This window comes from Flavobacterium omnivorum (assembly GCF_900099915.1).
Lineage (GTDB): Bacteria > Bacteroidota > Bacteroidia > Flavobacteriales > Flavobacteriaceae > Flavobacterium > Flavobacterium omnivorum.
Window position 1 is genome coordinate 334,523 of sequence record NZ_FNDB01000001.1, and the last position, 20,083, is coordinate 354,605.

Below are 20,083 nucleotides of genomic sequence, written 5' to 3' on the forward strand. Positions count from 1 at the left end.
AATAGCAAAAATACAAATAAATTATTTTTTAATAAATTAATCTGCGTCTTCTTCTATTTTATTTATAGCTTTTGTGGTAATTATTTTTGCTTGATCATCGGAATCCTCCACAAAAGTGCTTGTTTTTTCAACATTATTTTCAACAATGTCTGAAATAGTTATTTTAGCAGTATCAACTAAGTCCTCTGTTTTTTGAATAGTTGGATCGGCTTTTTCTTCTATTACGTCCAAAGTATCTGAAAAATTCGTTGCGAGGTCTTTGGATACTTCTTCTGCTTTCATACCTATTGTTTCCGTTTTTTCTTTTACTATTTCTAGAGTATTGGATAGAGCAGTTTTGGCTTCACTGGATAGATTTTCTACTTTAGCTGTTGTTAATTCTGCCGTTTCTTTTAAGGCATCTTCCGCAGTTTCTAATGAGTTACTTGCTGTACTGGAATAGTCACCCACAGTTTCTTTATCTTGAGTGGCAAAATTTTCTACTTTATCGGCAATTGGAGTAGTTGTTCCCTTTACTTTTTTTGTGGTGTCTTCAGCAAAATTCTCTGCTTTTTCTAGATAAGGTGTTGCTGTTTCCTTTACTTTGCCAAATGTTTCCTCTGCAAAATTTTCTGCTTTGTCAAGATAAGGTGTTGTTGTTTCTTTTACTTTTTCAAATGTTTCCTCCGCAAAATTTTCAGCTTTTTCAAGGTAAGGTGTTGCTGTTTCTTTTACTTTTTCAAATGTTTCCTCTGCAAAATTTTCTGCTTTTTCCAAGTAAGGTGCTGTCGTTTCTTTGGCTTGTTCAAAAGCAATATCTACTTTCTCTGCTAAATCGCTTGCTGTTTCTTTGGCTGAGCCAAATAATTTTTTAAAAAATGAAGATAGTCCCATATTATTTTTATTTAATTTGCCTTACAATAGTAGTCATTTTTTTTTAAGATTTCCTATTTCGAGTATTAATAATTTGTTTATAATCAGCAAATTGCGTTCAAAGTATTTAGTTTCACTTTGGATAAAACTAAAATTTTCGGTAATAATGGCAGTTATTTATCAAAGTGAAGTGAAGCTTTTTTGCACGTTCCACCAAAACAGTCTTTATAATTTAGGGGCTTTCTGTGGTTTGTGTTATATTTAAAGTAGCTTTTTAAGAAATAAGGAAATTATTCTAAAGGCTCGAAATAATAAAGAGTAATCAGGCAACCGTAAGATTTAAGTGGTCATAAATAAAAAAAGCGTTTCTAATGAAACGCTTTAAATTTGTTTTTGTATTAATCTATTCGAGTTCGAAAGTTAATTTTAAGTTGACCCTAAATTCCGTAACAGCGCCATTAATGACCACTGCACTTTGTTCTTGAACATAGACCGAACGAATGTGTTTTACGGATTTTGCGGCTTTAGCCACTCCCTTACGAGTAGCATCTTCCCAACTAATTTCTGAGTTTGAAAGTACTTCTATTACTTTTAATATTGACATGATTTCTAGGTATTTAGTGAGGCATAAATTTACCTATTTTTTTTGAATTCAATCTTTAAAAGAGAATTTATTTTTCGTAACTATCAATAAAGCAATAGGTTATGAGTTTAATTAGGCGTTTATAGCTTCAACTTTGATGTTTTCGTCGTTTAACATACTTTTCAACATATTCTCGATTCCACTTTTTAACGTGAAAGTGGATGATGGACAACCACTGCAGGCGCCTTGCAAAATCACTTTTACAGTTTTGTCGTTTTCATTGTACGAATCAAAAGCAATGTTTCCACCGTCAGCTTGCACTGCAGGTTTTACGTATTCTTCTAGGATGTTGATGATTTGTTGAGAGGTAACATCTAGATTGTCAAATTCTTTTGCTTTTGTAGTTTCCTCAGCGGTGACAGTCGCAACATAATTTTCATCTAAAACAGTTCCCCCATTTTCGATATATTGTTTAATGAAGCTTCTTAATTCTAAAGTTATTTCTTGCCATTCATTGATTTCATACTTCGTCACTGAGATGTAATTTTCATCAATGAATATTTCTTTTACATAAGGAAATTTGAACAGTTCTTTAGCTAAAGGTGAAGCAGCAGTTTGATCAATATTTTTGAATTCAATGGCATTTTTTGTTAGCATCTTGCTTACTACAAATTTTAAAGCGGATGGGTTTGGCGTTGTCTCGCCATATACCGTAACGGGCTGTTTTTTAGTTTTATTTTCATCTATGGTGATGATTGTTCCGCCATCGGTGACAAATTTTTCCATTTGCTCGGCCACGGCATCTTTAACATCTTCCCATTCAACAATATTGTATTTTTCGATGGCGATAAAATTACCTGAAATATAAATTGTTTTTACAAAGGGCAAATAAAATAGTTGTTGCGCTAGTGGAGACGTTTTAGCTTCGTCAATATTCTTGAACTCAAAACTTTCATTTTCAGTGATAAAATCTTGAAATTCAAACTTTAATATCGTTGGGTTTTGTGTTTCTTTTATAGTAACTTTGTTCATGGCTTTTGAAATTTTTACAAATTTACTAAAGTTATTTTCTACGAATAACTATATTTGATTTTTTAATGAATAAATTAACTTTAGTTTAATTTGAGATAAGACATTTCATCGTTTTGATTGCAAAACTTTATATTGATTTAGAAATTATTCATTTAACCAAAAAGTATTTCAATGTATCATAAAATTAGAATTTTTGCTGCGCTATTCTTTATATCTCATTATTCTTTTTCACAAGAAGGAATTCCGGTTTATTCTGATTATTTGTCAGATAACTATTATTTGATACATCCTTCCATGGCTGGTGCTGCAAATTGCGCTAAAATTAGGCTAACTGGTCGGAAACAGTGGTTTGATCAGGAAGATGCTCCAGAATTGCAAACCCTTAGTTTTAATGGTAGGGTAGGAGAAAATGCAGGAGCAGGTGTTATTCTTTTTAACGATAAAAACGGTTATCATTCCCAAAAAGGAATTAAATTTACTTACGCCTATCATTTAATGTTTTCCAGAGATGAAATTGATTTGAACCAATTGTCATTTGGTATCAGCGCGGGTTTTATTCAAAGCCAGCTAGACGAAACTGAATTCAGACAATCGGGTGATTTTGATCCAATTATTGATGGAACTATAGTGCAGAAAGATGCTTATTTTAATGTTGATGTTGGTGCTTCTTATAATTTTCTGGATTTTTATGCACATGCTACAGTAAAAAATGCGATAGAGACAAGAAGAGATATTTACACAGAATATGAAAGTGATAATTTAAGGAAATATTTATTGAGTGCAGGATATATCTTTGGGGATCGTGATCGAATATTATGGGAACCATCTCTTTTATTTCAAATGGTAGAAAAAACTAGAGAAAAGGCGATTGATATTAATTTGAAAGCATATAAAAATCTTGATTTTGGACGAGTTTGGGCCGGATTGTCCTACCGAAGAAGTTTTGATGGGGCCGAATTTTTGGTTGGCAATACAATTTCTAATCAAAAATTACAGTATATCACACCTATTGTTGGAGTTAATTTTGATAAGTTTATGTTTGCTTACACCTATTCTCAATTGTCCGGAGCCGTTAAGTTTGATAACGGTGGTTATCACCAAATCACTTTAGGAATCGATTTATTTTGCAGACCTGTAAAATACGATTGTAACTGTCCAGCAATTAATTAATTCAACATTTATTTATGCTTATTAAATCTGTAAACGGCAAATCACCCGCTATTCCTGAGGATTGTTATGTAGCCGAAAATGCAACTATTGTTGGGGACGTTAGCTTTGGATCAAATTGTAGTGTTTGGTTCAATGCGGTTATAAGAGGCGATGTTAACTTTATTAAAATCGGGAATAAAGTAAACATACAAGATGGAGCCATCATTCATTGTACTTATAAAAAACACCCAACTGTAATTGGTAATAATGTTTCTATTGGACATAATGCAATAGTGCACGGTTGTGAGGTTCATGATAATGTATTGATAGGAATGGGAGCTATTGTAATGGACAATTGTGTGATTGAAAGTAATTCTATCGTTGCGGCAGGAGCTGTGATAACACAAAATACAGTTGTAGGATCAGGCTCAATTTGGGCTGGTATTCCTGCAAAAAAAGTAAAAGACATCGACCAGTCTGACTTTGCCGGAGAAATTGAACGCATTTCCAATAATTATGTGATGTATTCCAATTGGTTTAAGGAAGGAGAATAACTAAATTCTCTAGAAATTTTTTTCTATTACAGTATACTTATTTTCTAAAATCTCTTTTAAAACCTCTGAATTGACATTGGTATAAAAAACAGGCTCAGTTTTTTCGGCCGAAGAAAAACCTATTCTTTCGGCTAATATTTTTTGAGTCTGTTTGGCAACAGCTTGACCTGAATCAATAATATGAATGTGATTGGGGAGTATTTCTTTTATTTGTGGTATAAGATAGGGAAAATGACTGCAACCCAACACTAAATAATCCATATTGGCTTCGATCATTGGAGTAAGATACGATTGCAGTAATTGAGTCATTTCTGGTGAATTAATTTCGCCATTTTCAATAAGTTGGACTAATCCATGACCCACTTGTTCAATTATTGTAGTATCTTGATATTTAGCTACCGCCGTGTGAAAAAGTTCACTATTTAAAGTGCCTTGTGTTGCTAGTATACCTATAATTTGTGTTTTAGAATTTGTAACGGCCGGTTTTATAGCAGGCTCAATTCCAATGAACGGAACATCGTATTTCGATCTTAACTCTTGAATGGCGTTAGTTGTGGCAGTATTGCATGCCACTACAATTAATTTGCAGTTCCTCTCTAGCAGAAATTCTGTATTTTTCATGCTCAATGCAATTATCTCCTCCTTGGATTTTTGTCCATAAGGAGCATTTTTACTGTCTGCTAGATAAATAGTTTTTTCGTTTGGAAGCAATTGATGAATTGCTGACCAAATAGAAGTACCGCCAATGCCGGAATCAAAGATCCCTATGGGTTGATTATTGCTGTTCATAGTAACAAAGTTACATTGTACGATTTAGAATTCCTACGATTTGATTTAAACAAAAAACTGCTCAACCTGATAAGAGATTGAGCAGCTTTTATACGACAAAAAATTCTTTTAGAAGCCTAAGTCTTTTTTTACATCCATAGTCAAATTTGGACCATCTGCAAGTAAAAGAGAAGAACCGTCTAATACATATTGGAATCCTTTTGCTTTACCCACTTTTTGGATTGAAGCTCTTACTTTTTCCATTAATGGTTTTACGATATCAGATTCTTTTTGTTGCAATTCTTTTTGAGCATTGTCTCTATAGTCAACAATTCTTTTTTGCATATCCTGCACTTCTTTAGAACGTTCACCATTTATAGCTTCAGTTACCGTTGCAGCTTCTGCTTCGTATTTTTTTAATTTTCCTTGGTATTCTTCAACCATTTTTTTGTAATCAGCGTCGTAAGTCGTACTCAATTTATCTAATTGTTTTTGAGCTTCTAACATTGCCGGCATTTTTGTCATAATTTCACTTACATCAACATGTGCTGTCTTTGCTTGTGCATTCATTGTTTGATTTGCTCCTAACATTAAAATTGCAGCAATTAGTAGAGTTTTGATTTGTTTCATCGTTTTTAAAATATTAAGTAATTAATTATTGTTTGTATTTTCTTTTAATTTTTCTTGTTTTGCTTTTTTCAGCGCTTCTCTATCTTCCAGTATTTTTTGTCTTCTTTCTTCTAATGCCTTTTTGCGATCTTCAAAGATTTTTTTGCGGTTTTCCAATAATTTGGCCTTTGCATCCGCTTGTTTTTGTGTTGCTTGATCAGCAGCTTCTTTGGTTGTGTCAACGCCAGTTGGAGTTGCTGTACTTCCTTCTTTAGTTATATTTGCAGAAACCGTGCCATTTTTTTTAGCCTCTCTGTCGTCTTGAATTTGTTTCCTTTTGTCGTCATATTCTTTTTTCTTTTGTTCTTGAAGTAATTTTCGATCTTCTAGAACTTTTTCTCTTGCAGCTTTTTTCTCCTCTAAGAGTTTTTGTCTGTCGGCTAGTGCAGGATTGCTGTCTAAAGCATCTTCTTTAAGCTCTCTGGCTTCCGCTTCTTTTTGTTGTTTTTTAGTTAGCTGTTCTCTTTTTTCAGTGCGGTTTAAGATCCGTAAAACTTGCTCGCTAATATCAAATCTTTTGGCTGCGAATAGCATCGTCAAGTCGGAGGCTTTGTCAAATATAAAGTCGTACTTAAGACGCTCTGCGATATCTTGAACGGCGGTAAATACTTGGTCCTGTATTGGTTTTACCAGAATAGATTTTTGTAGTATCAAATCGCCATTGGCACCAAATCTTTTTTGTTGGTATTCTAAATTTTCGTTTTCAAGGAAACTAATCTCTGTTTCTCTTTCGTCAATTAATTCTTTTGTGAGTAATGCTTTTTCTGCTTTTAAAGCCTCTTTTAGTTTATTGATTTCAATTTTTTTAGTATCAATTTCCAGTTTCCATTTTTGAGCTTTCTGTTCTAATTGGATCTTTGCTTCCGTATAATCAGGTACATTTTGTAAAATGTATTCCATATCAATGTAGCCCAGTTTATTTCCTCTGGCTTGTCCTTCCATTGTTTGAACAGTAATGAAGGCTAAAAATAGACATAAAAATTGTTTTGTCATAACGGTTTTCTATTAGAAATTGTCAACCAATTTTTTTTAGAATTGTTGTCCAATGATAAAGTGAGTTTCCCATCCATTCGCTTTCGCTTGTCCTGGTAACGCATCAAAACCATGTCCAAAATCGATTCCCAATAAACCAAATGCTGGCATAAATACACGCAACCCAACTCCAGCGGAACGATTTAGGGCAAAAGGATTATAGGTTTTAAAATCTGCAAAAGCAGACCCTGCTTCCATAAATGCTAATGCATAAATTGATGCGGATGATTTTAAGGTAATAGGATAACGCAATTCCATTGAAAATTTGTTAAAAACAGTACCTCCAATTTGTTCTCCAGCAGCATTTGTAGGAGTCAAAGAGTTATTAGGATATCCTCTTAATTGGATATTCTCTCTACCATCCATTTGAAAATTAGCTAATCCATCACCACCAAGAAAGAATCTTTCAAATGGAACAGCACCTCTATTTTGATCGTATGCGCCAAGGAAACCAAACTCGGTCAATGTTCTAAGGACTAATTTACCATAAATTTTGGTGTACCAGTCTGCCTTGAATTTTATTTTATAGTATTCTAGCCAATTAAATCGTTTTTGATCGACTTTGCTGACGTCTGCAGCTGCTAGTCTAAAGTCCGTTACCTTATTTCCATTAATGTCAATATAATCACCTATGCTAACGATGTTTCCATTTGCATCAGGTACATTTTGTCGATCGACAGTGTTTTTCAATTTATATTCTTCCTGATCTCCTAGTGTTGCGTAATCCACTCCATTAAACAAGGAATAAGGAGGAGTTAATTTTGCTGAAAGACTAAATTCTGAGCCATAGGTTGGAAATATTGGATTCACACCTTTACTGCTTCTTGTAAGTCCTACGGTATAGGCAAGGTTTCTAGAAGTTCCATTCCCAAAAGTAAATAACCCTGTGTTGTAATTGTTTAATGCATAATATTGGTAGCTCACGGACTGAGACAATACGAAATAATCATCCGGTACAGTAAGTCTTTTAGCCAAACCTACCGATAAGGTTAGGATGTCAAAACTTTTCGTTTTATCTGCTCTTTGGGTTACAAAATTATTTAAAAATTGTTTACTATAAGATAGTGATGTGCTAAAGGATACTGGTTTTTTACCTCCAAACCATGGTTCTGAAAACGATACACTGTAGGTTTGAAAAAACGTACTAGCTTGTAAACGCAAGGATACTTTTTGACCGTCTCCCATAGGAAGTGGTTTGTAGGCATCTTTGTTGAGTAAATTTCTAGCTGAAAAGTTGTTAAAAGACAGTCCAAGTGTACCAATAAAACCGCCTCCGCCATAACCTCCTTGAAGTTCAATTTGGCTGGAACCTTTCTCAACAAGATTGTATTCAATGTCTACAGTTCCTGCTCCAGAATCTACATTTTTGAATTTAGGATCAATCGCTTCTGGATCAAAAAATCCTAATTGTCCTATTTCTCTAATGGTCCTTACTAGCTCATCTTTACTGTATTTTTCTCCTGGTTTTGTTCTCAACTCTCGGTAAATTACTCGGTCATTAGTCTTGTCATTTCCTACTACTGTGATTTTATTAAAGTAAGCAATTGGACCTTCAGTGATTCGGATTTCAAAATCAATAGTGTCGTTGGCTGTTTTTACTTCAACAGCATTTACATTTGAAAATAAATAACCACTGTTTTGGTATAAATTAGTAATATCCTCTGCGTCTGGTTTAGACTTATCTGCAATTCTTTTTTCCAAAAGCACGCCATTGTAGATGTCTCCTTTATTTACGCCTAATATTCGACTTAATCCTTGATCAGTATAAACGGTATTTCCTAAAAATTTAATTTCTCCAAAATAATATTTGTTCCCTTCTTCTAGATTTATTGTAATGTTTAGTGCATTTTTATTTTTGTCAAAAGAAACAGAATCTGAAATTATTCTAGCATCTCTATATCCTCTTTCTTTATAGGAAGCAATTACTTTTTCTAAATCGGTTTTGTATTTATCTTTTATAAATTTAGATGCTTTTAAGAGTCGGAACGGGTTTTTTTGTTTTGTATCCTTCATTGCTTTGCGCAATTTTTTATCAGATATTTTTGTGTTTCCAACAAAGTCAATACTCTGGATTTTTACTTTTTGACCTTTGTCAATAGTTACAAGCATGTTGACTTGGTTTGCTGTGGCAGTATCTTTTACAGTATTAATGTTTACTTTTGTGTTGTAGTAACCGTCTTTCTTATACTTATTTTCGATGTAGTTTTTAGTGGTAGTGACTAAGTTTTCATTGACTACTTTTCCTTTGGTCAATGAATTATCTTTGATTAAACCTTCCGTTTTAGTTTTCTTAACGCCAACAAATTTCACCTGATTTAATTTGGGTAATTCGATAATATTTAGATCAAGGAAAATACTGTCATTTTGGATTTTATTTACATAAAAAGAGATTTCGTCAAAGAGACCTAATTTTCCTAATTTTTTAATAGCAGCACTAATTTCTTCACCTGGAATTGTGATTTCCTGTCCTTTTTGTAAGCCAGAAAAAGTCACCACAGTTTGGGAGTTAAAACTGATATCGCCAACTATGGCTACATCTGCTAGAATATATTTTTTACCCTGATCAAAAGGAACTCTTTCTTGTGCTTTAACTTGTGTAAAACCTCCAAAAATCAAAACGGTAAGGGCTATTTTTATGCTTTTATTTAACACTAAAAAATTATTTAATTTGTTCACTTGTTTTTCCAAATCTACGTTCTCTTTTTTGATAACTAACGATAGCCTCATATAAATCTTGTTCTTTAAAGTCTGGCCACAATATGTCAGTAAAATACAATTCTGCATAGGCAATCTGCCATAACAAAAAGTTACTTATCCTATGTTCTCCACTTGTTCGTATTAATAAATCTACGTCCGGTAAATTTTGCGTGTAAAGATGCTCATTAATAATGGAATCGTCAATAGCGTCTATTGAAATTATATTATTTTTAACTTTACTACATATATTTCTTACCGCTGCGACTAATTCTTCCCTAGAACCGTAGCTTAACGCCAAGGTTAGCGTCATTTGTGTGTTGTCTTTTGTTTTGTCAATTACATCAAGAAGTTCTTTTTGAGCTGATTTTGGTAATTTGTCAATATTTCCAATAGCATTTAGTTTGATGTTGTTTTTTTGCAATGTGGTGAGTTCTTTTTTCAAGGAATTGATCAGCACTTTCATCAAGGTGTCAACTTCTAGTTTCGGTCTGTTCCAGTTTTCGGTCGAGAAGGCATATAAAGTAAGGAATTCGATGCCTAGCTTGGCACTGGCTTCTATGATTACTTTTACGGATTTTGTTCCGCTTTCATGACCCAAAGCTCTCAAAAGTCCTTGCTGTTTTGCCCAACGCCCATTTCCATCCATGATGATGGCTAGATGTTTTGGCAGTTTTGCCACGTCAATATTCTGTAGTAAATTCATCTCTTTATTCTGCACAATAACAGGGTTTTTGGCCAAAAGTGTACGTTAACGTAACTCCTGTGAACACGTACCAATCATTGTTATTTATATTTCCAAAATTTTGATTGTAACTTCCATCTATATTGTCAGTCAATGTATATCTTGCTCCGGTTTCTAATGCTAATATGAAACGGGGCGAGATGTTTGACTTGATTCCTACAATCATTGGTATAGCTACTGATTTCCTTCTTTCTGTTCTGCTTTTAACCGAATTTCCCGTTTGAGTATTAGTTAAGGTATATTTTGTTAGAAAATAACTTAAGCCAGAGAACACATAGGGAGTGATTTTAGCACTTGATTCATGAAGGTTGAAATCAAAAAAATTGAATTCAAGACCTGCAGATACTTCTTTTAAATTGTTTTCAAACCGATAGCCTCTTTGATTTCTGCCGGCTTCTTGTGAATCTAAATCACTTGAAGTGATTTCAGATTGTGTATAAGAAAATCGGTAAGCATGTCTTGGACTTTTATTCCATTTAAAAAGAACTCCAAGAGCAAGTTCATTAGGCGCGATGTAAGTTGTAGGACCCACATCTCCAATATAATTACTTCCACCTAGAAAAATACCAATCTCATGTAACTGAGCTTGAACGCCCATCATTGAGAATAAGCAAATAAATAAATAAAAAATCTTGTTCATTAAATCAAAAATTGCGTGCAAATATAATAATTATCATTACGTTTCAATACCCATTCTGCTAAATGTAGTTTTTTTTACTAATTAGTGCAGTAACAACCGCTAATTATGCATTTGTTTCATTTAAACGGAAAAATTTGATAAAATCGTATGGCTCTTGAAAAAATAGATTTAATTCCGCTTGTCCTCTCCCCACAGTAATTTATTGCGCAACGTTTTTAAAAAAGTTTCTTCCGGAATTTCCACCATGTTTATTTGAAAAGGAGTTTTCTTTAAGGTTAGTATGGATTCATTTTTTACAGAGGTGACTCTGGAATCTAAGGAAACTAAATAGTTTTCTTCCCTTCCTGTAACTTTCAATCTAATTTCAGTTTCATCAGGCACTACCAATGGTCTAGCTGTTAAATTATGTGGTGCTATGGGTGTAATAACTAAGCTTTTGACATCAGGAGTCAAAATGGGGCCGCCACAACTCAAAGAATACCCGGTAGAACCCGTGGGAGTCGATATGATTAGACCATCTGCCCAATACGAGTTCAAATATTCATCATTCAGATACGTGTCAATCGTAATCATCGAGGTGGTGTCTTTTCTACTAACTGTAATTTCGTTCATCGCAAAATTGATTTCTTCAATAGATTCATTTGGTGGCGAACAACTTAAACTCAACAAGGCTCTTTTAGAAATAGTATATTTTTTATCTATTACAAATTGCATAAATTCAGCAATGTTCTCCTTTTGAACAGTTGCCAAAAATCCTAATCGTCCAGCATTTATTCCTAGAATTGGAACGCCTGAATCCCGCACTAATGTAGCGGCTCTCAAAATAGTTCCATCTCCTCCTATGCTAATAAGCATATCAAAACTGGAGTCGATTTCTGTATGAGAACTGAACGTTTTATATTTTTTTTCGACAATCTTCCGTTCATTAAGCATCAACAAAAAATGAGACTCGATAATCATCTCTACCTTATTTTTATTGAAAAAGACAAAGATGTCGTTTATAATGGGTTCGGTACTATTTTGATAATATTGGCCGTAGATAGCTACTTTCATCTTTTTATTGAATCGTTTAATGGTGATTTGTTTATTTTGGCATGTAACGGACTAAACCAATAATCAGTCAAATGAGAACTATATATTAAGGTATTTATCTAAATAATCAGAACGTTCCTTTAAATTACTGATGTAGCTGTCTTCCTGATGCTCTGAGATGATTTCATAATCGTATCTTCTAAAAGTTTGGATTATTTCGTTCATGGCGCCCAACGTTATTTTTAGGGTCACTTCCACGCTTTCCACATCTGCTTCAGAAATGAATAAGCCCAAAAGCTTACCATTATTACTCTCTACAATTTGGGTAATTTGACTCATCGAATAATCTAAAATTGGTTTTTTGACCACAATAATGGCACCCGGTTCCTTTAAGAACGGGGTTTCGTGAAAAAATTTCAGAATATCTTCTATTTCGTAGTACCCTACATAGACATTGTTTTCATCTAAAACTGGAATTAAATTGGTATGATTTTTTGCAAATACTTCCAAAACATCAAGCCAGATAGTATTGGTTCTAGCAAAAAAACCTTCAAGTGTAAACCGATAATCAGTCACTTTCTTCTCAGGGTCAAAAGTTTCTATGTCATCTCCTGCAATACTTCCGATATAAATTCCTTCCTCAATTATTGGAAAATGCGAAAAGTGACTGCCGTCAAAAAAAGCCTGAACAGTTGAAATACTATCCTGACTGTCAATCGCTCTAAAATCGTTAGTTATATATTCTGTAATTTCTGTCATAAATCAATTGGCAATATTCGATGCAAAATAATCAAAAATAAGCAAAAACTCCTAGATTTAACTTTGTATTTTTGCTTCAAGTAAATAGTAGTATCAAAATAAAAAGGAATTTTAATGACAAAGTTAAGTGTAAATATCAATAAAATAGCCACTTTGCGCAATGCTCGTGGAGGAAATGTGCCCGATTTATTAAAAGTTGCAGCCGATATTCAAAAGTTTGGAGCACAAGGAATCACGATTCATCCGCGTCCGGATGAACGTCACATCCGATATCAAGATGCTCGAGATCTCAAATCAATCGTGTATACGGAATACAATATAGAAGGGAATCCCGAGAAAACTTTCCTGGATCTTGTTTTAGAAATAAAACCTACTCAAGTGACTTTGGTGCCAGATGCAATAGATGCAATAACCTCAAATGCGGGTTGGGACACTATTAAGCATGGCTCCTATTTAACTGAAATCGTTCAGGAATTTCAGCGTAACGGAATTAGGACTTCTATTTTTGTAGATCCAGTTTTGGAAATGATCGAAGGAGCAAAAAAAATTGGAACTGAAAGAATCGAATTGTACACGGAAGCATTTGCACGTCAATACGGTTTGGGGAATCAAAACGCAATTTTACCGTACACAGAATCTGCTATTTTGGCCAATGAACTTGGACTGGGCATTAACGCAGGCCACGATCTTAGTTTAGATAACATCCAGTTTTTTAAACAAAATATTCCTGGATTACTCGAAGTATCCATAGGTCATGCGTTAATTGCTGAAGCCATTTATCTGGGGCTGGACAATGTGGTTAATATGTATTTGCAAAAATTGAAATAGTTCATAAAAAAAAACGATTTATGAATCTGGATAGACCAAATTGGAATCAACTATCTAAAATCATTAATCCACAATCAAAAATCACATGTTATATTCAAAGATAGAAGGAACAGGCAAGCCACTATTAATTCTTCACGGATTTCTGGGAATGTCGGATAATTGGAAAACACTAGGAACGCAATTTGCCGTTGATTTTCAGGTTCATATTCTTGATTTACGAAATCATGGACGAAGCTTGCACTCGGAAAACTTTAGTTATGAAATCATGGTTCAGGATGTTGTCGAGTATTGTCAAGGTCATAAGCTAGAGAATATTGCTATTGTAGGACATTCCATGGGCGGGAAAGTAGCGATGCTATTGGCAATATCACATCCTGAACTAGTAAGTAAATTAATTGTTGCGGATATTGGACCAAAATTTTATCCGCAACACCATCAGGAAATTCTGGAAGGCCTAAACGCCGTTGATTTTTCACTAAAACCAAGCCGAAGTGATGTTGAAGAAATCATGTCGCAGTTTATTTCTGACTTTGGAACTAGACAATTTTTGATGAAAAGCTTATATTGGCAAGAGCCAGGACAATTGGCTTTCCGCTTTAATTTAGCCGTTTTTAATGCTAAAATGGAAGAAATAGGAGTTCCGCTGTCAGAGAATGCCATTTTTGATAAACCTACGTTATTTATTCGTGGGGGGAATTCTAAGTATATTTTAGATAGCGATTTTGACACTATAAAACATCATTTCCCGCATTCAAGTATCGAAACTATTCCTAAAGCAGGACATTGGCTTCATGCTGAAAACCCAGCTGAATTTTATCAAAAAGTAACTTCCTTTTTAAAATAAATACAATCCTTTTAAATTTTTACTACATTTATTAAACTTTAAAACAAAACTCCATGAACTTACTAATTAAAATTCTTGTTACTTCGGCCTTAGTTTTGCTGATTGCGAACTTTATGCCTGGGGTTCGTGTGGATGGATTTACTACCGCGTTAATTGTAGCAATTGTTCTTGGCTTTCTCAATATATTTATCAAACCAATATTGGTTATTCTTACCTTACCGGTTACTATTCTTACGTTAGGTTTGTTTTTATTGATTATCAATGCACTAATGATTTTGTTGTGTACAAAAATCGTAGGTGGATTTAGTGTGGATACCTTTTTGACCGCCTTATTTTTTAGCATCATATTGTCTATATTACAATCTATAATGAATGGGATATTAGGAGACGGAAAATAACAAATGCTATTTTAACACGTATTTGGGAATAAATTTATTTCCTTTATTTATTAATTTTTTACCTTTGTCTTCAATAAAATTTGCAATGTCTAAAAAGTTTTACATACTGCTAGTAGTTATGATCGGTTTCTTTATGACACCGACTGTGGCTTTGGCATGTGGAACAAAAACCGAAAAGGAATGTTGCAAAAAAGAGTCCTCTCCAAAAAAGAATAAAAAAGATTGTTGTAAAAGTGAAAAATCTTCAAATGAGAAATCACATGAAGGTTGTAAAGGTGCTTGCAAAAGTAGTACCTGCAGCAGTTCAACCGTTTATTTAGGAATGACTTCAGTTCATTACGCAGAATTTAACGATCAGCTCTTTAGTTTTTCAACTAAAAAGCAAAATTATTATTACTCAGAAATCTTCATTTCCTCTGATTTCCGTTCTATTTGGCTTCCCCCTAAAATAAGCTAAATTTCTTTTGTGACAGCCGAAAGACTGTTTGTTTCAGTCTATTTTAGGCTGTAAAAAATCATTAAATTTTGTCGAATACCATTTAATTGTAGCTGTGCAAGCTATGGTTTACTTATTGTTCCGACTATTTCACTTCAAAATTAATATACAATGAACTCAATAAAAAAAATATTGATGGCAATTACACTATTGCTTTCAGTCACATTTGCGAGCGCGCAAATTAAAAACAGTAAAACCGAAATCGTTAAAATATATGGAAACTGTGACATGTGTAAAAGCACTATCGAAACTGCTGGAACTTTAAAGAAAGTGGCAAAGGTAGAGTGGAACAAAGACACGAAAATGGCAACACTAACGTATGATTCTACTAAAACGAGTCAGGACGAAATCTTAAAAAGGGTTGCTTTAGCGGGTTACGACAGTGATAAATTTCTTGCTCCAGATGCTACTTATGATGCATTACACGGATGTTGCCAATATGAAAGAGAGGCAAAAGTAGCCGTTTCTACCGAAATGAAAATGGAAACCACTACTACAGAAAATCATTCAAATCATGCCAATCACACTGAAAATACAGTTGTAAAAGAGCAAGTAGACACACCTTTAAAAGTTGTGTTTGATACTTATTTCTTGTTGAAAGATGCTTTGGTGAAAACAGATGGAAAAGCAGCATCCATTATCTCTAAAGATTTTCTGACGGCTGCAGATGTAGTTAAGATGGACGAGCTTGCGATGAATGTTCACATGGTTTGGATGAAAGAAATGAAAGGTTTAATGGTTGGTTCCAAAGAAATTGTGGCAACGCAAGACATAAAAAAACAAAGAGAAGTTTTTATTCCACTTTCAAAATCAATGTACGAATTGATCAAAGTGGCTAAATATGAAACACCAGTCTATCTTCAGTTTTGTCCAATGGCAAACGGCGGTAAAGGTGCGAACTGGTTGAGCAAAGAAAATGCAGTAAAAAATCCATATTACGGATCTCAAATGATGACGTGTGGTAAAACTGTTGAAACGATTAAATAAGTGTTTAAAGGAATATAATATGGAAAAAATAATACTGCTATTCAGTTTGTTAATCAGTATTTCAACTGCAACAGCCCAAATGAAAATTGGAGATAGTTTACCTGATTTAGAACTTAATAACAATAAAGAGTTAACAATAAATTTGGCTTCGCTAAAAGGAAAAACGGTCTTAATTGATTTTTGGGCTTCTTGGTGCGCGCCATGTAGAATAGCCAATAAAAAACTGGCTCCATTGTATAATGATTATAAAGATGAAAACTTCGAAATTGTTGGGATATCGCTTGATACAGATAAAACGAAATGGATTAATGCCATTCAAAAAGATAAATTAGCATACGAGCAATTAATTGACGCTAAAGGCTTTGATGCTAAATCAGCATTGCTTTTTGGAGTAGAAGCATTACCCAATTCGTATCTATTTGATGCATCGGGAAAACTCGTTGCTATCAATCCTACGGAGGAACAAATAATAATACATATCAAAAAATAATGAAAATGAAAAATATAAATTTAAAATTCATTGGTATCGCTTGTTTGGTTTTAATGACAAGCTTAAAATCTTACGCTCAAATCTCAAAAGCGGAAATAATTGCTACAGGTTTAACGTGTTCTATGTGTTCCAATGCGATCAACAAACAACTGAAAGCAACTGATGGTGTGGATAGCGTGAGTACTGATTTGAACACGAATACCTTTACGGTTTATTTTAAAAAAGATAGTAAAATAATGCCAAGAGTACTGAAAGAAGCTGTTGAAAAAGCAGGTTTCTTTATTGGTTCATTAGTAGTCACAATGCCTGCGGAAAGCTTAAAAATCCAAGCAGATAAAACTATTTTATTTAACGGTTCCACTTTGGTTTTATTAGGTGAAGAACTTCAGAATAGTAACGGAGAAACAAAATTGAAAATTTATGATAAAGGGTATGTAACTCAAAAAGAGCATAAAAAATTGCTTAAAACGTTTTCAAAAACGGCTTCCTATTCATTAGATAATGAAGATGATTACCATATTAAAACTATAATTTAATGAGAAAATTCTTAACAATATTAACGCTTTTTCTTATTCAGGGAATATCAGCTCAGGAGCTTTTTGTGGTAACTGATCCGGCAAGTAATGTTCCTGCCGGTTCAGTAGGAATTCGTTTGGCACAATCCATTTTTAAGGAGCAAATGAAATCAGGATACAGTTATCATCTCATGCCCGAAGTAACTTGGGGTATAAATAAAAATTTGATGGTGAGAACATCCATGTTTGTCAGCAATAGAAGTAATCAATTGGTTACTGAAGGCGCCAGTTTTTATACTAAATATCGCTTCCTTTCCACGGATGATTTACAAAGTCATTTTCGAATGGCAGCATTTGGAAGATACAGTTTTAATAATGCCGATATCCATCAGGAACAGATAGAAATTATGGGGCACAATACTGGTTTTGAAACGGGAATTGTCGCTACACAGCTTATAAAAAAGATAGCCATAAGTGCTTCGATTAGTTTTGAAAAGGCTTTTGATAATAAACCTAATTATAGATTTCCAACAGCGCAAAGTGATAACGCAACTAATTATACCTTGTCTTTTGGAAGATTGATGTATCCAAAAAAATACACTAGTTTTAAACAGACAAATATTAATACAATGTTTGAATTTGTTGGGCAGACATTAAACGAAAACGGAAAATCGTATTTAGACATTGTGCCTTCCATTCAATTTATCATCAACAGTCAGGCACGAATTGATGTTGCGTATAGGCACGAATTGTACAGTTCTATGTTACGGTCTGCGCCAAATGGATTCTATCTGAATTTAGAATATAACTTTTTTAATGTTTCAAAATAAGATAGGTGATACTGGGTTTCAACTGGATTCTAAAAAAAGATGTCGTCAAAAAGTATGACAATTGAATAAAATAATTAACAATTAATAATTTATTAAAATGAAAAATACAATCCTATCAATAATCACATTAGCATTAGTATCCGTTTCTTGCAACCAAAAAAACAAAGAAACGCAAACTGATATTCCAGTTGTAACCAAAACGACTTCGGAATTGTATTCGTGTCCGATGCATCCTGAAGTTACCGGTGAAAAAGGCGCAGAATGTCCAAAATGTGGTATGGAACTAACCGAAAAAGTGGCGCAAAGTGCAACAACGGAAAAAGAGGACGCCAGTACCACTGATGCAGAAACAAAAAATGCTGGGGCTACCACAAAAACAGTTTCGGCAACTTCGTTTACAATTAATGAAATTGTAAGCAATTATTTAAAACTTAAAAATGCTCTTGTGAAAGATGATTCAAAAGGAGCTGCAAACGCGGGGAAAGCTATATATTCGACGTTAAATAGTATAGATTCAAAATCACTAGATGCGAAATTGAAAAAGGAATATGTTGATATCGCAGATGATGCAAAGGAGCATGCAGAACATATTGGCGATAATTCTGGGAAAATTGAACATCAAAGAGAACATTTTGCCATGTTGAGCAAAGACATCAATGATTTGATAAAAACTTTTGGAACTACTCAAAAATTGTATCAAGATTATTGTCCAATGTATGACGAAGGGAAAAGTGGTTATTGGATAAGTGAAACTAAGGAAATCAAAAATCCATACTTTGGTTCCCAAATGCTGACTTGCGGATCTGTAAGAAAAACATTTTAAATGAAAATTAGTGTCAAAAAAATATTCATTTTAGGTTTGATTATTTTTTTGCTGATACAATTTTATCAACCTGCCCGCAATTTAGATTACGGGCAGGTTTTACCAAGCCATTTCAGCAAAATTTACGCCGTTCCATCCGATGTAAAAAACATTTTGCGAACTTCTTGTTATGATTGTCACAGTAACAACACACAATATCCGTGGTACTCTTACATTCAACCCGCGAGAATGTTTTTGGATAGTCATATTATAGAAGGTAAAGAAAACTTGAATTTCAGTACGTTTGGCGATTATTCTCAACGCAAGCAGGGAAACAAATTAGAACGAATTGTTAAGCAAATTGAATCTGATGAAATGCCATTAGCGTCGTACACACTGATACATAAAAATGCCATACTTACACAAGAAAATAAAAAAGTGTTGATTAATTGGATAGAAAGTAAAAGAGATAGTATATCAATTGGTTTTTAAAAAGCAAAAATAGCTTTTGTACAAAATGTCAAATATATAATGATAAGAAATTACATAAAAAGGTGCGATGCAGAATATTATTTGTTTTTTTGTTGAAAAAATGGATGAAATTAGTTCTGTTTTGCTACTCGTGTACAGTGAATTATGTAATTTAAATCAATAAAAACATAACAAATTTAAAGCTATTTCTTCATAATATTACTATGCAGAAATTCATCTGTAATTAACAAACTTTAATCATGAAAAAAATATTTTTTTTTACCCTGATGGCTGCTTTTGTGTTAATTTCTTGTAACCAAAAAAATAAAGAAAATCCAACAAATGATACTCATATGATGGATGATAATACCAACATGATGAATTCTGACTCTACGATGATGATGCATACTGATTCAACCATGATGGGTAATGACACAAAAATGATGAAAAATAATCCAACGATGTATGCTTGTCCAATGCATCCTGAAGTTCAAGGGAAATTGAATGATAAATGTCCTAAGTGTGGCATGAAATTAACGGAGCCTGTTTCCGAAAATTTAAATACTGACAAAAAATAGAAATTGATTTTTTATTTAGCCAAATCCGTCTTAATGCTAAATCCTTAAGACGGATTTTAAGAATAACCCGATGAACCATACCTATACTGTTACCGGAATGTCCTGCGATGATTATCTTGTAAAAGTGAAAAAAACCATTAAGGCGTTGAATATCTTGTAGCCAAAGTTTCCTTCATTTATTAATCCAGACTTCAGATTTCTTTTAATTCGGATTGTAAATTAGTGCAAATTGGAATGAAAATACTCAATTATAACCTGGCGTTGCGGTCCTATATTCCGGTATTGGCAAAATAAATCCAAACTGATAGGAAAGGTTATTTACTCCCAAAGATGCT

General features: G+C 33.5%; 24 protein-coding genes. 13 read left to right on the plus strand and 11 right to left on the minus strand.

Annotated features, from left to right (window positions below; translation table 11 throughout):
• Window positions 1–36 precede the first annotated feature (36 nt).
• From BLS90_RS01465 to BLS90_RS01475, 3 genes are all read right to left on the minus strand, one after another.
• A complete protein-coding gene (locus tag BLS90_RS01465) occupies window positions 37–873 on the minus strand; it encodes a hypothetical protein (protein ID WP_091254242.1) in 837 nt (278 codons plus the stop codon).
• Between the two features lie 382 nt (window positions 874–1,255).
• The gene (locus BLS90_RS01470; RefSeq protein WP_091254246.1) at window positions 1,256–1,456 is read right to left on the minus strand and encodes a dodecin family protein; all 201 of its coding nucleotides are present in this window, start codon (window positions 1,454–1,456) and stop codon (window positions 1,256–1,258) included.
• Window positions 1,457–1,567: 111 nt separating this feature from the next.
• Entirely contained in the window at window positions 1,568–2,467 is a 900-nt protein-coding gene (locus tag BLS90_RS01475; RefSeq protein WP_091254249.1) for a NifU family protein, read from the minus strand.
• Between the two features lie 171 nt (window positions 2,468–2,638).
• Between BLS90_RS01475 and BLS90_RS01480 the strand changes: the two genes are divergently transcribed.
• Window positions 2,639–3,637, plus strand: a complete 999-nt coding sequence (locus BLS90_RS01480) for a PorP/SprF family type IX secretion system membrane protein (RefSeq protein ID WP_091254253.1) — start codon at window positions 2,639–2,641, stop codon at window positions 3,635–3,637.
• Between the two features lie 14 nt (window positions 3,638–3,651).
• A complete protein-coding gene (locus BLS90_RS01485; protein ID WP_091254258.1) occupies window positions 3,652–4,170 on the plus strand; it encodes a gamma carbonic anhydrase family protein in 519 nt (172 codons plus the stop codon).
• A gap of 9 nt (window positions 4,171–4,179) precedes the next feature.
• On the opposite strand, the gene murI is transcribed toward BLS90_RS01485, so the two are convergent.
• The 8 genes from murI to BLS90_RS01525 all read right to left on the minus strand — a co-directional run bounded on the left by murI (window position 4,180) and on the right by BLS90_RS01525 (window position 12,509).
• Window positions 4,180–4,959, minus strand: a complete 780-nt coding sequence (gene murI / locus BLS90_RS01490) for a glutamate racemase (protein WP_091254261.1) — start codon at window positions 4,957–4,959, stop codon at window positions 4,180–4,182.
• Between the two features lie 108 nt (window positions 4,960–5,067).
• Window positions 5,068–5,568 carry an OmpH family outer membrane protein gene (locus BLS90_RS01495; protein WP_091254264.1) on the minus strand — a complete coding sequence of 167 codons (501 nt, stop codon included), beginning with the start codon at window positions 5,566–5,568 and terminating at the stop codon, window positions 5,068–5,070.
• Between the two features lie 21 nt (window positions 5,569–5,589).
• Entirely contained in the window at window positions 5,590–6,600 is a 1,011-nt protein-coding gene (locus BLS90_RS01500; RefSeq protein ID WP_091254268.1) for an OmpH family outer membrane protein, read from the minus strand.
• Between the two features lie 36 nt (window positions 6,601–6,636).
• Entirely contained in the window at window positions 6,637–9,366 is a 2,730-nt protein-coding gene (gene bamA / locus BLS90_RS01505) for an outer membrane protein assembly factor BamA (RefSeq protein WP_091254271.1), read from the minus strand.
• A complete protein-coding gene (locus BLS90_RS01510) occupies window positions 9,299–10,039 on the minus strand; it encodes an isoprenyl transferase (RefSeq protein ID WP_073352097.1) in 741 nt (246 codons plus the stop codon). Before BLS90_RS01510 ends, bamA begins: the two co-directional genes overlap by 68 nt.
• Before the next feature lie 4 nt (window positions 10,040–10,043).
• Window positions 10,044–10,718 carry a type IX secretion system protein PorG gene (gene porG, locus BLS90_RS01515; RefSeq protein WP_091254275.1) on the minus strand — a complete coding sequence of 225 codons (675 nt, stop codon included), beginning with the start codon at window positions 10,716–10,718 and terminating at the stop codon, window positions 10,044–10,046.
• 168 nt (window positions 10,719–10,886) lie between these two features.
• A complete protein-coding gene (locus BLS90_RS01520; RefSeq protein ID WP_073352093.1) occupies window positions 10,887–11,771 on the minus strand; it encodes an NAD kinase in 885 nt (294 codons plus the stop codon).
• A gap of 78 nt (window positions 11,772–11,849) precedes the next feature.
• The gene (locus BLS90_RS01525) at window positions 11,850–12,509 is read right to left on the minus strand and encodes a CBS domain-containing protein (protein ID WP_091254278.1); all 660 of its coding nucleotides are present in this window, start codon (window positions 12,507–12,509) and stop codon (window positions 11,850–11,852) included.
• A gap of 114 nt (window positions 12,510–12,623) precedes the next feature.
• Here BLS90_RS01525 and BLS90_RS01530 point away from each other — a divergent pair, with 114 nt between their 5' ends.
• From BLS90_RS01530 to BLS90_RS01580, 11 genes are all read left to right on the plus strand, one after another.
• Window positions 12,624–13,337, plus strand: coding sequence for a pyridoxine 5'-phosphate synthase (locus BLS90_RS01530; protein ID WP_091254281.1), 714 nt, complete (start codon window positions 12,624–12,626; stop codon window positions 13,335–13,337).
• 85 nt (window positions 13,338–13,422) lie between these two features.
• A complete protein-coding gene (locus BLS90_RS01535) occupies window positions 13,423–14,181 on the plus strand; it encodes an alpha/beta fold hydrolase (RefSeq protein WP_091254285.1) in 759 nt (252 codons plus the stop codon).
• Between the two features lie 53 nt (window positions 14,182–14,234).
• Window positions 14,235–14,579, plus strand: a complete 345-nt coding sequence (locus BLS90_RS01540) for a phage holin family protein (protein ID WP_091254289.1) — start codon at window positions 14,235–14,237, stop codon at window positions 14,577–14,579.
• An 85-nt stretch (window positions 14,580–14,664) separates the two neighbouring features.
• Window positions 14,665–15,036: a hypothetical protein gene (locus tag BLS90_RS01545; RefSeq protein ID WP_139171367.1), complete on the plus strand. Its 372-nt coding sequence runs from the start codon at window positions 14,665–14,667 to the stop codon at window positions 15,034–15,036.
• A gap of 150 nt (window positions 15,037–15,186) precedes the next feature.
• On the plus strand, window positions 15,187–16,062 hold the full coding sequence (locus BLS90_RS01550) for a DUF3347 domain-containing protein (RefSeq protein ID WP_091254294.1): 876 nt from the start codon (window positions 15,187–15,189) through the stop codon (window positions 16,060–16,062).
• Between the two features lie 19 nt (window positions 16,063–16,081).
• Complete coding sequence (locus BLS90_RS01555) at window positions 16,082–16,552, plus strand: TlpA family protein disulfide reductase (RefSeq protein ID WP_091254298.1); 471 nt, start codon at window positions 16,082–16,084, stop codon at window positions 16,550–16,552.
• A gap of 5 nt (window positions 16,553–16,557) precedes the next feature.
• Window positions 16,558–17,088, plus strand: a complete 531-nt coding sequence (locus tag BLS90_RS01560) for a heavy-metal-associated domain-containing protein (protein ID WP_091254641.1) — start codon at window positions 16,558–16,560, stop codon at window positions 17,086–17,088.
• Window positions 17,088–17,897: a hypothetical protein gene (locus BLS90_RS01565; RefSeq protein WP_091254302.1), complete on the plus strand. Its 810-nt coding sequence runs from the start codon at window positions 17,088–17,090 to the stop codon at window positions 17,895–17,897. The genes BLS90_RS01560 and BLS90_RS01565 overlap by 1 nt, the downstream gene beginning before the upstream one ends.
• 97 nt (window positions 17,898–17,994) lie before the next feature.
• On the plus strand, window positions 17,995–18,720 hold the full coding sequence (locus BLS90_RS01570; protein ID WP_091254305.1) for a DUF3347 domain-containing protein: 726 nt from the start codon (window positions 17,995–17,997) through the stop codon (window positions 18,718–18,720).
• Window positions 18,721–19,191: a heme-binding domain-containing protein gene (locus BLS90_RS01575; RefSeq protein WP_091254308.1), complete on the plus strand. Its 471-nt coding sequence runs from the start codon at window positions 18,721–18,723 to the stop codon at window positions 19,189–19,191.
• 239 nt (window positions 19,192–19,430) lie between these two features.
• Window positions 19,431–19,748, plus strand: coding sequence for a heavy metal-binding domain-containing protein (locus BLS90_RS01580; RefSeq protein ID WP_091254311.1), 318 nt, complete (start codon window positions 19,431–19,433; stop codon window positions 19,746–19,748).
• Window positions 19,749–20,083 lie beyond the last annotated feature (335 nt).

Excerpts from the sequence above, each read along its gene's own strand:
- BLS90_RS01465 (WP_091254242.1), bottom strand. The coding sequence starts at position 873 with ATGGGACTATCTTCATTTTTTAAAAAATTATTTGGCTCAGCCAAAGAA.
- BLS90_RS01470 (WP_091254246.1), bottom strand. The coding sequence starts at position 1,456 with ATGTCAATATTAAAAGTAATAGAAGTACTTTCAAACTCAGAAATTAGT.
- BLS90_RS01475 (WP_091254249.1), bottom strand. The coding sequence starts at position 2,467 with ATGAACAAAGTTACTATAAAAGAAACACAAAACCCAACGATATTAAAG.
- BLS90_RS01480 (WP_091254253.1), top strand. The coding sequence starts at position 2,639 with ATGTATCATAAAATTAGAATTTTTGCTGCGCTATTCTTTATATCTCAT.
- BLS90_RS01485 (WP_091254258.1), top strand. The coding sequence starts at position 3,652 with ATGCTTATTAAATCTGTAAACGGCAAATCACCCGCTATTCCTGAGGAT.
- murI (WP_091254261.1), bottom strand. The coding sequence starts at position 4,959 with ATGAACAGCAATAATCAACCCATAGGGATCTTTGATTCCGGCATTGGC.
- BLS90_RS01495 (WP_091254264.1), bottom strand. The coding sequence starts at position 5,568 with ATGAAACAAATCAAAACTCTACTAATTGCTGCAATTTTAATGTTAGGA.
- BLS90_RS01500 (WP_091254268.1), bottom strand. The coding sequence starts at position 6,600 with ATGACAAAACAATTTTTATGTCTATTTTTAGCCTTCATTACTGTTCAA.
- bamA (WP_091254271.1), bottom strand. The coding sequence starts at position 9,366 with ATGAGGCTATCGTTAGTTATCAAAAAAGAGAACGTAGATTTGGAAAAA.
- BLS90_RS01510 (WP_073352097.1), bottom strand. The coding sequence starts at position 10,039 with ATGAATTTACTACAGAATATTGACGTGGCAAAACTGCCAAAACATCTA.
- porG (WP_091254275.1), bottom strand. The coding sequence starts at position 10,718 with ATGAACAAGATTTTTTATTTATTTATTTGCTTATTCTCAATGATGGGC.
- BLS90_RS01520 (WP_073352093.1), bottom strand. The coding sequence starts at position 11,771 with ATGAAAGTAGCTATCTACGGCCAATATTATCAAAATAGTACCGAACCC.
- BLS90_RS01525 (WP_091254278.1), bottom strand. The coding sequence starts at position 12,509 with ATGACAGAAATTACAGAATATATAACTAACGATTTTAGAGCGATTGAC.
- BLS90_RS01530 (WP_091254281.1), top strand. The coding sequence starts at position 12,624 with ATGACAAAGTTAAGTGTAAATATCAATAAAATAGCCACTTTGCGCAAT.
- BLS90_RS01535 (WP_091254285.1), top strand. The coding sequence starts at position 13,423 with ATGTTATATTCAAAGATAGAAGGAACAGGCAAGCCACTATTAATTCTT.
- BLS90_RS01540 (WP_091254289.1), top strand. The coding sequence starts at position 14,235 with ATGAACTTACTAATTAAAATTCTTGTTACTTCGGCCTTAGTTTTGCTG.
- BLS90_RS01545 (WP_139171367.1), top strand. The coding sequence starts at position 14,665 with ATGTCTAAAAAGTTTTACATACTGCTAGTAGTTATGATCGGTTTCTTT.
- BLS90_RS01550 (WP_091254294.1), top strand. The coding sequence starts at position 15,187 with ATGAACTCAATAAAAAAAATATTGATGGCAATTACACTATTGCTTTCA.
- BLS90_RS01555 (WP_091254298.1), top strand. The coding sequence starts at position 16,082 with ATGGAAAAAATAATACTGCTATTCAGTTTGTTAATCAGTATTTCAACT.
- BLS90_RS01560 (WP_091254641.1), top strand. The coding sequence starts at position 16,558 with ATGAAAAATATAAATTTAAAATTCATTGGTATCGCTTGTTTGGTTTTA.
- BLS90_RS01565 (WP_091254302.1), top strand. The coding sequence starts at position 17,088 with ATGAGAAAATTCTTAACAATATTAACGCTTTTTCTTATTCAGGGAATA.
- BLS90_RS01570 (WP_091254305.1), top strand. The coding sequence starts at position 17,995 with ATGAAAAATACAATCCTATCAATAATCACATTAGCATTAGTATCCGTT.
- BLS90_RS01575 (WP_091254308.1), top strand. The coding sequence starts at position 18,721 with ATGAAAATTAGTGTCAAAAAAATATTCATTTTAGGTTTGATTATTTTT.
- BLS90_RS01580 (WP_091254311.1), top strand. The coding sequence starts at position 19,431 with ATGAAAAAAATATTTTTTTTTACCCTGATGGCTGCTTTTGTGTTAATT.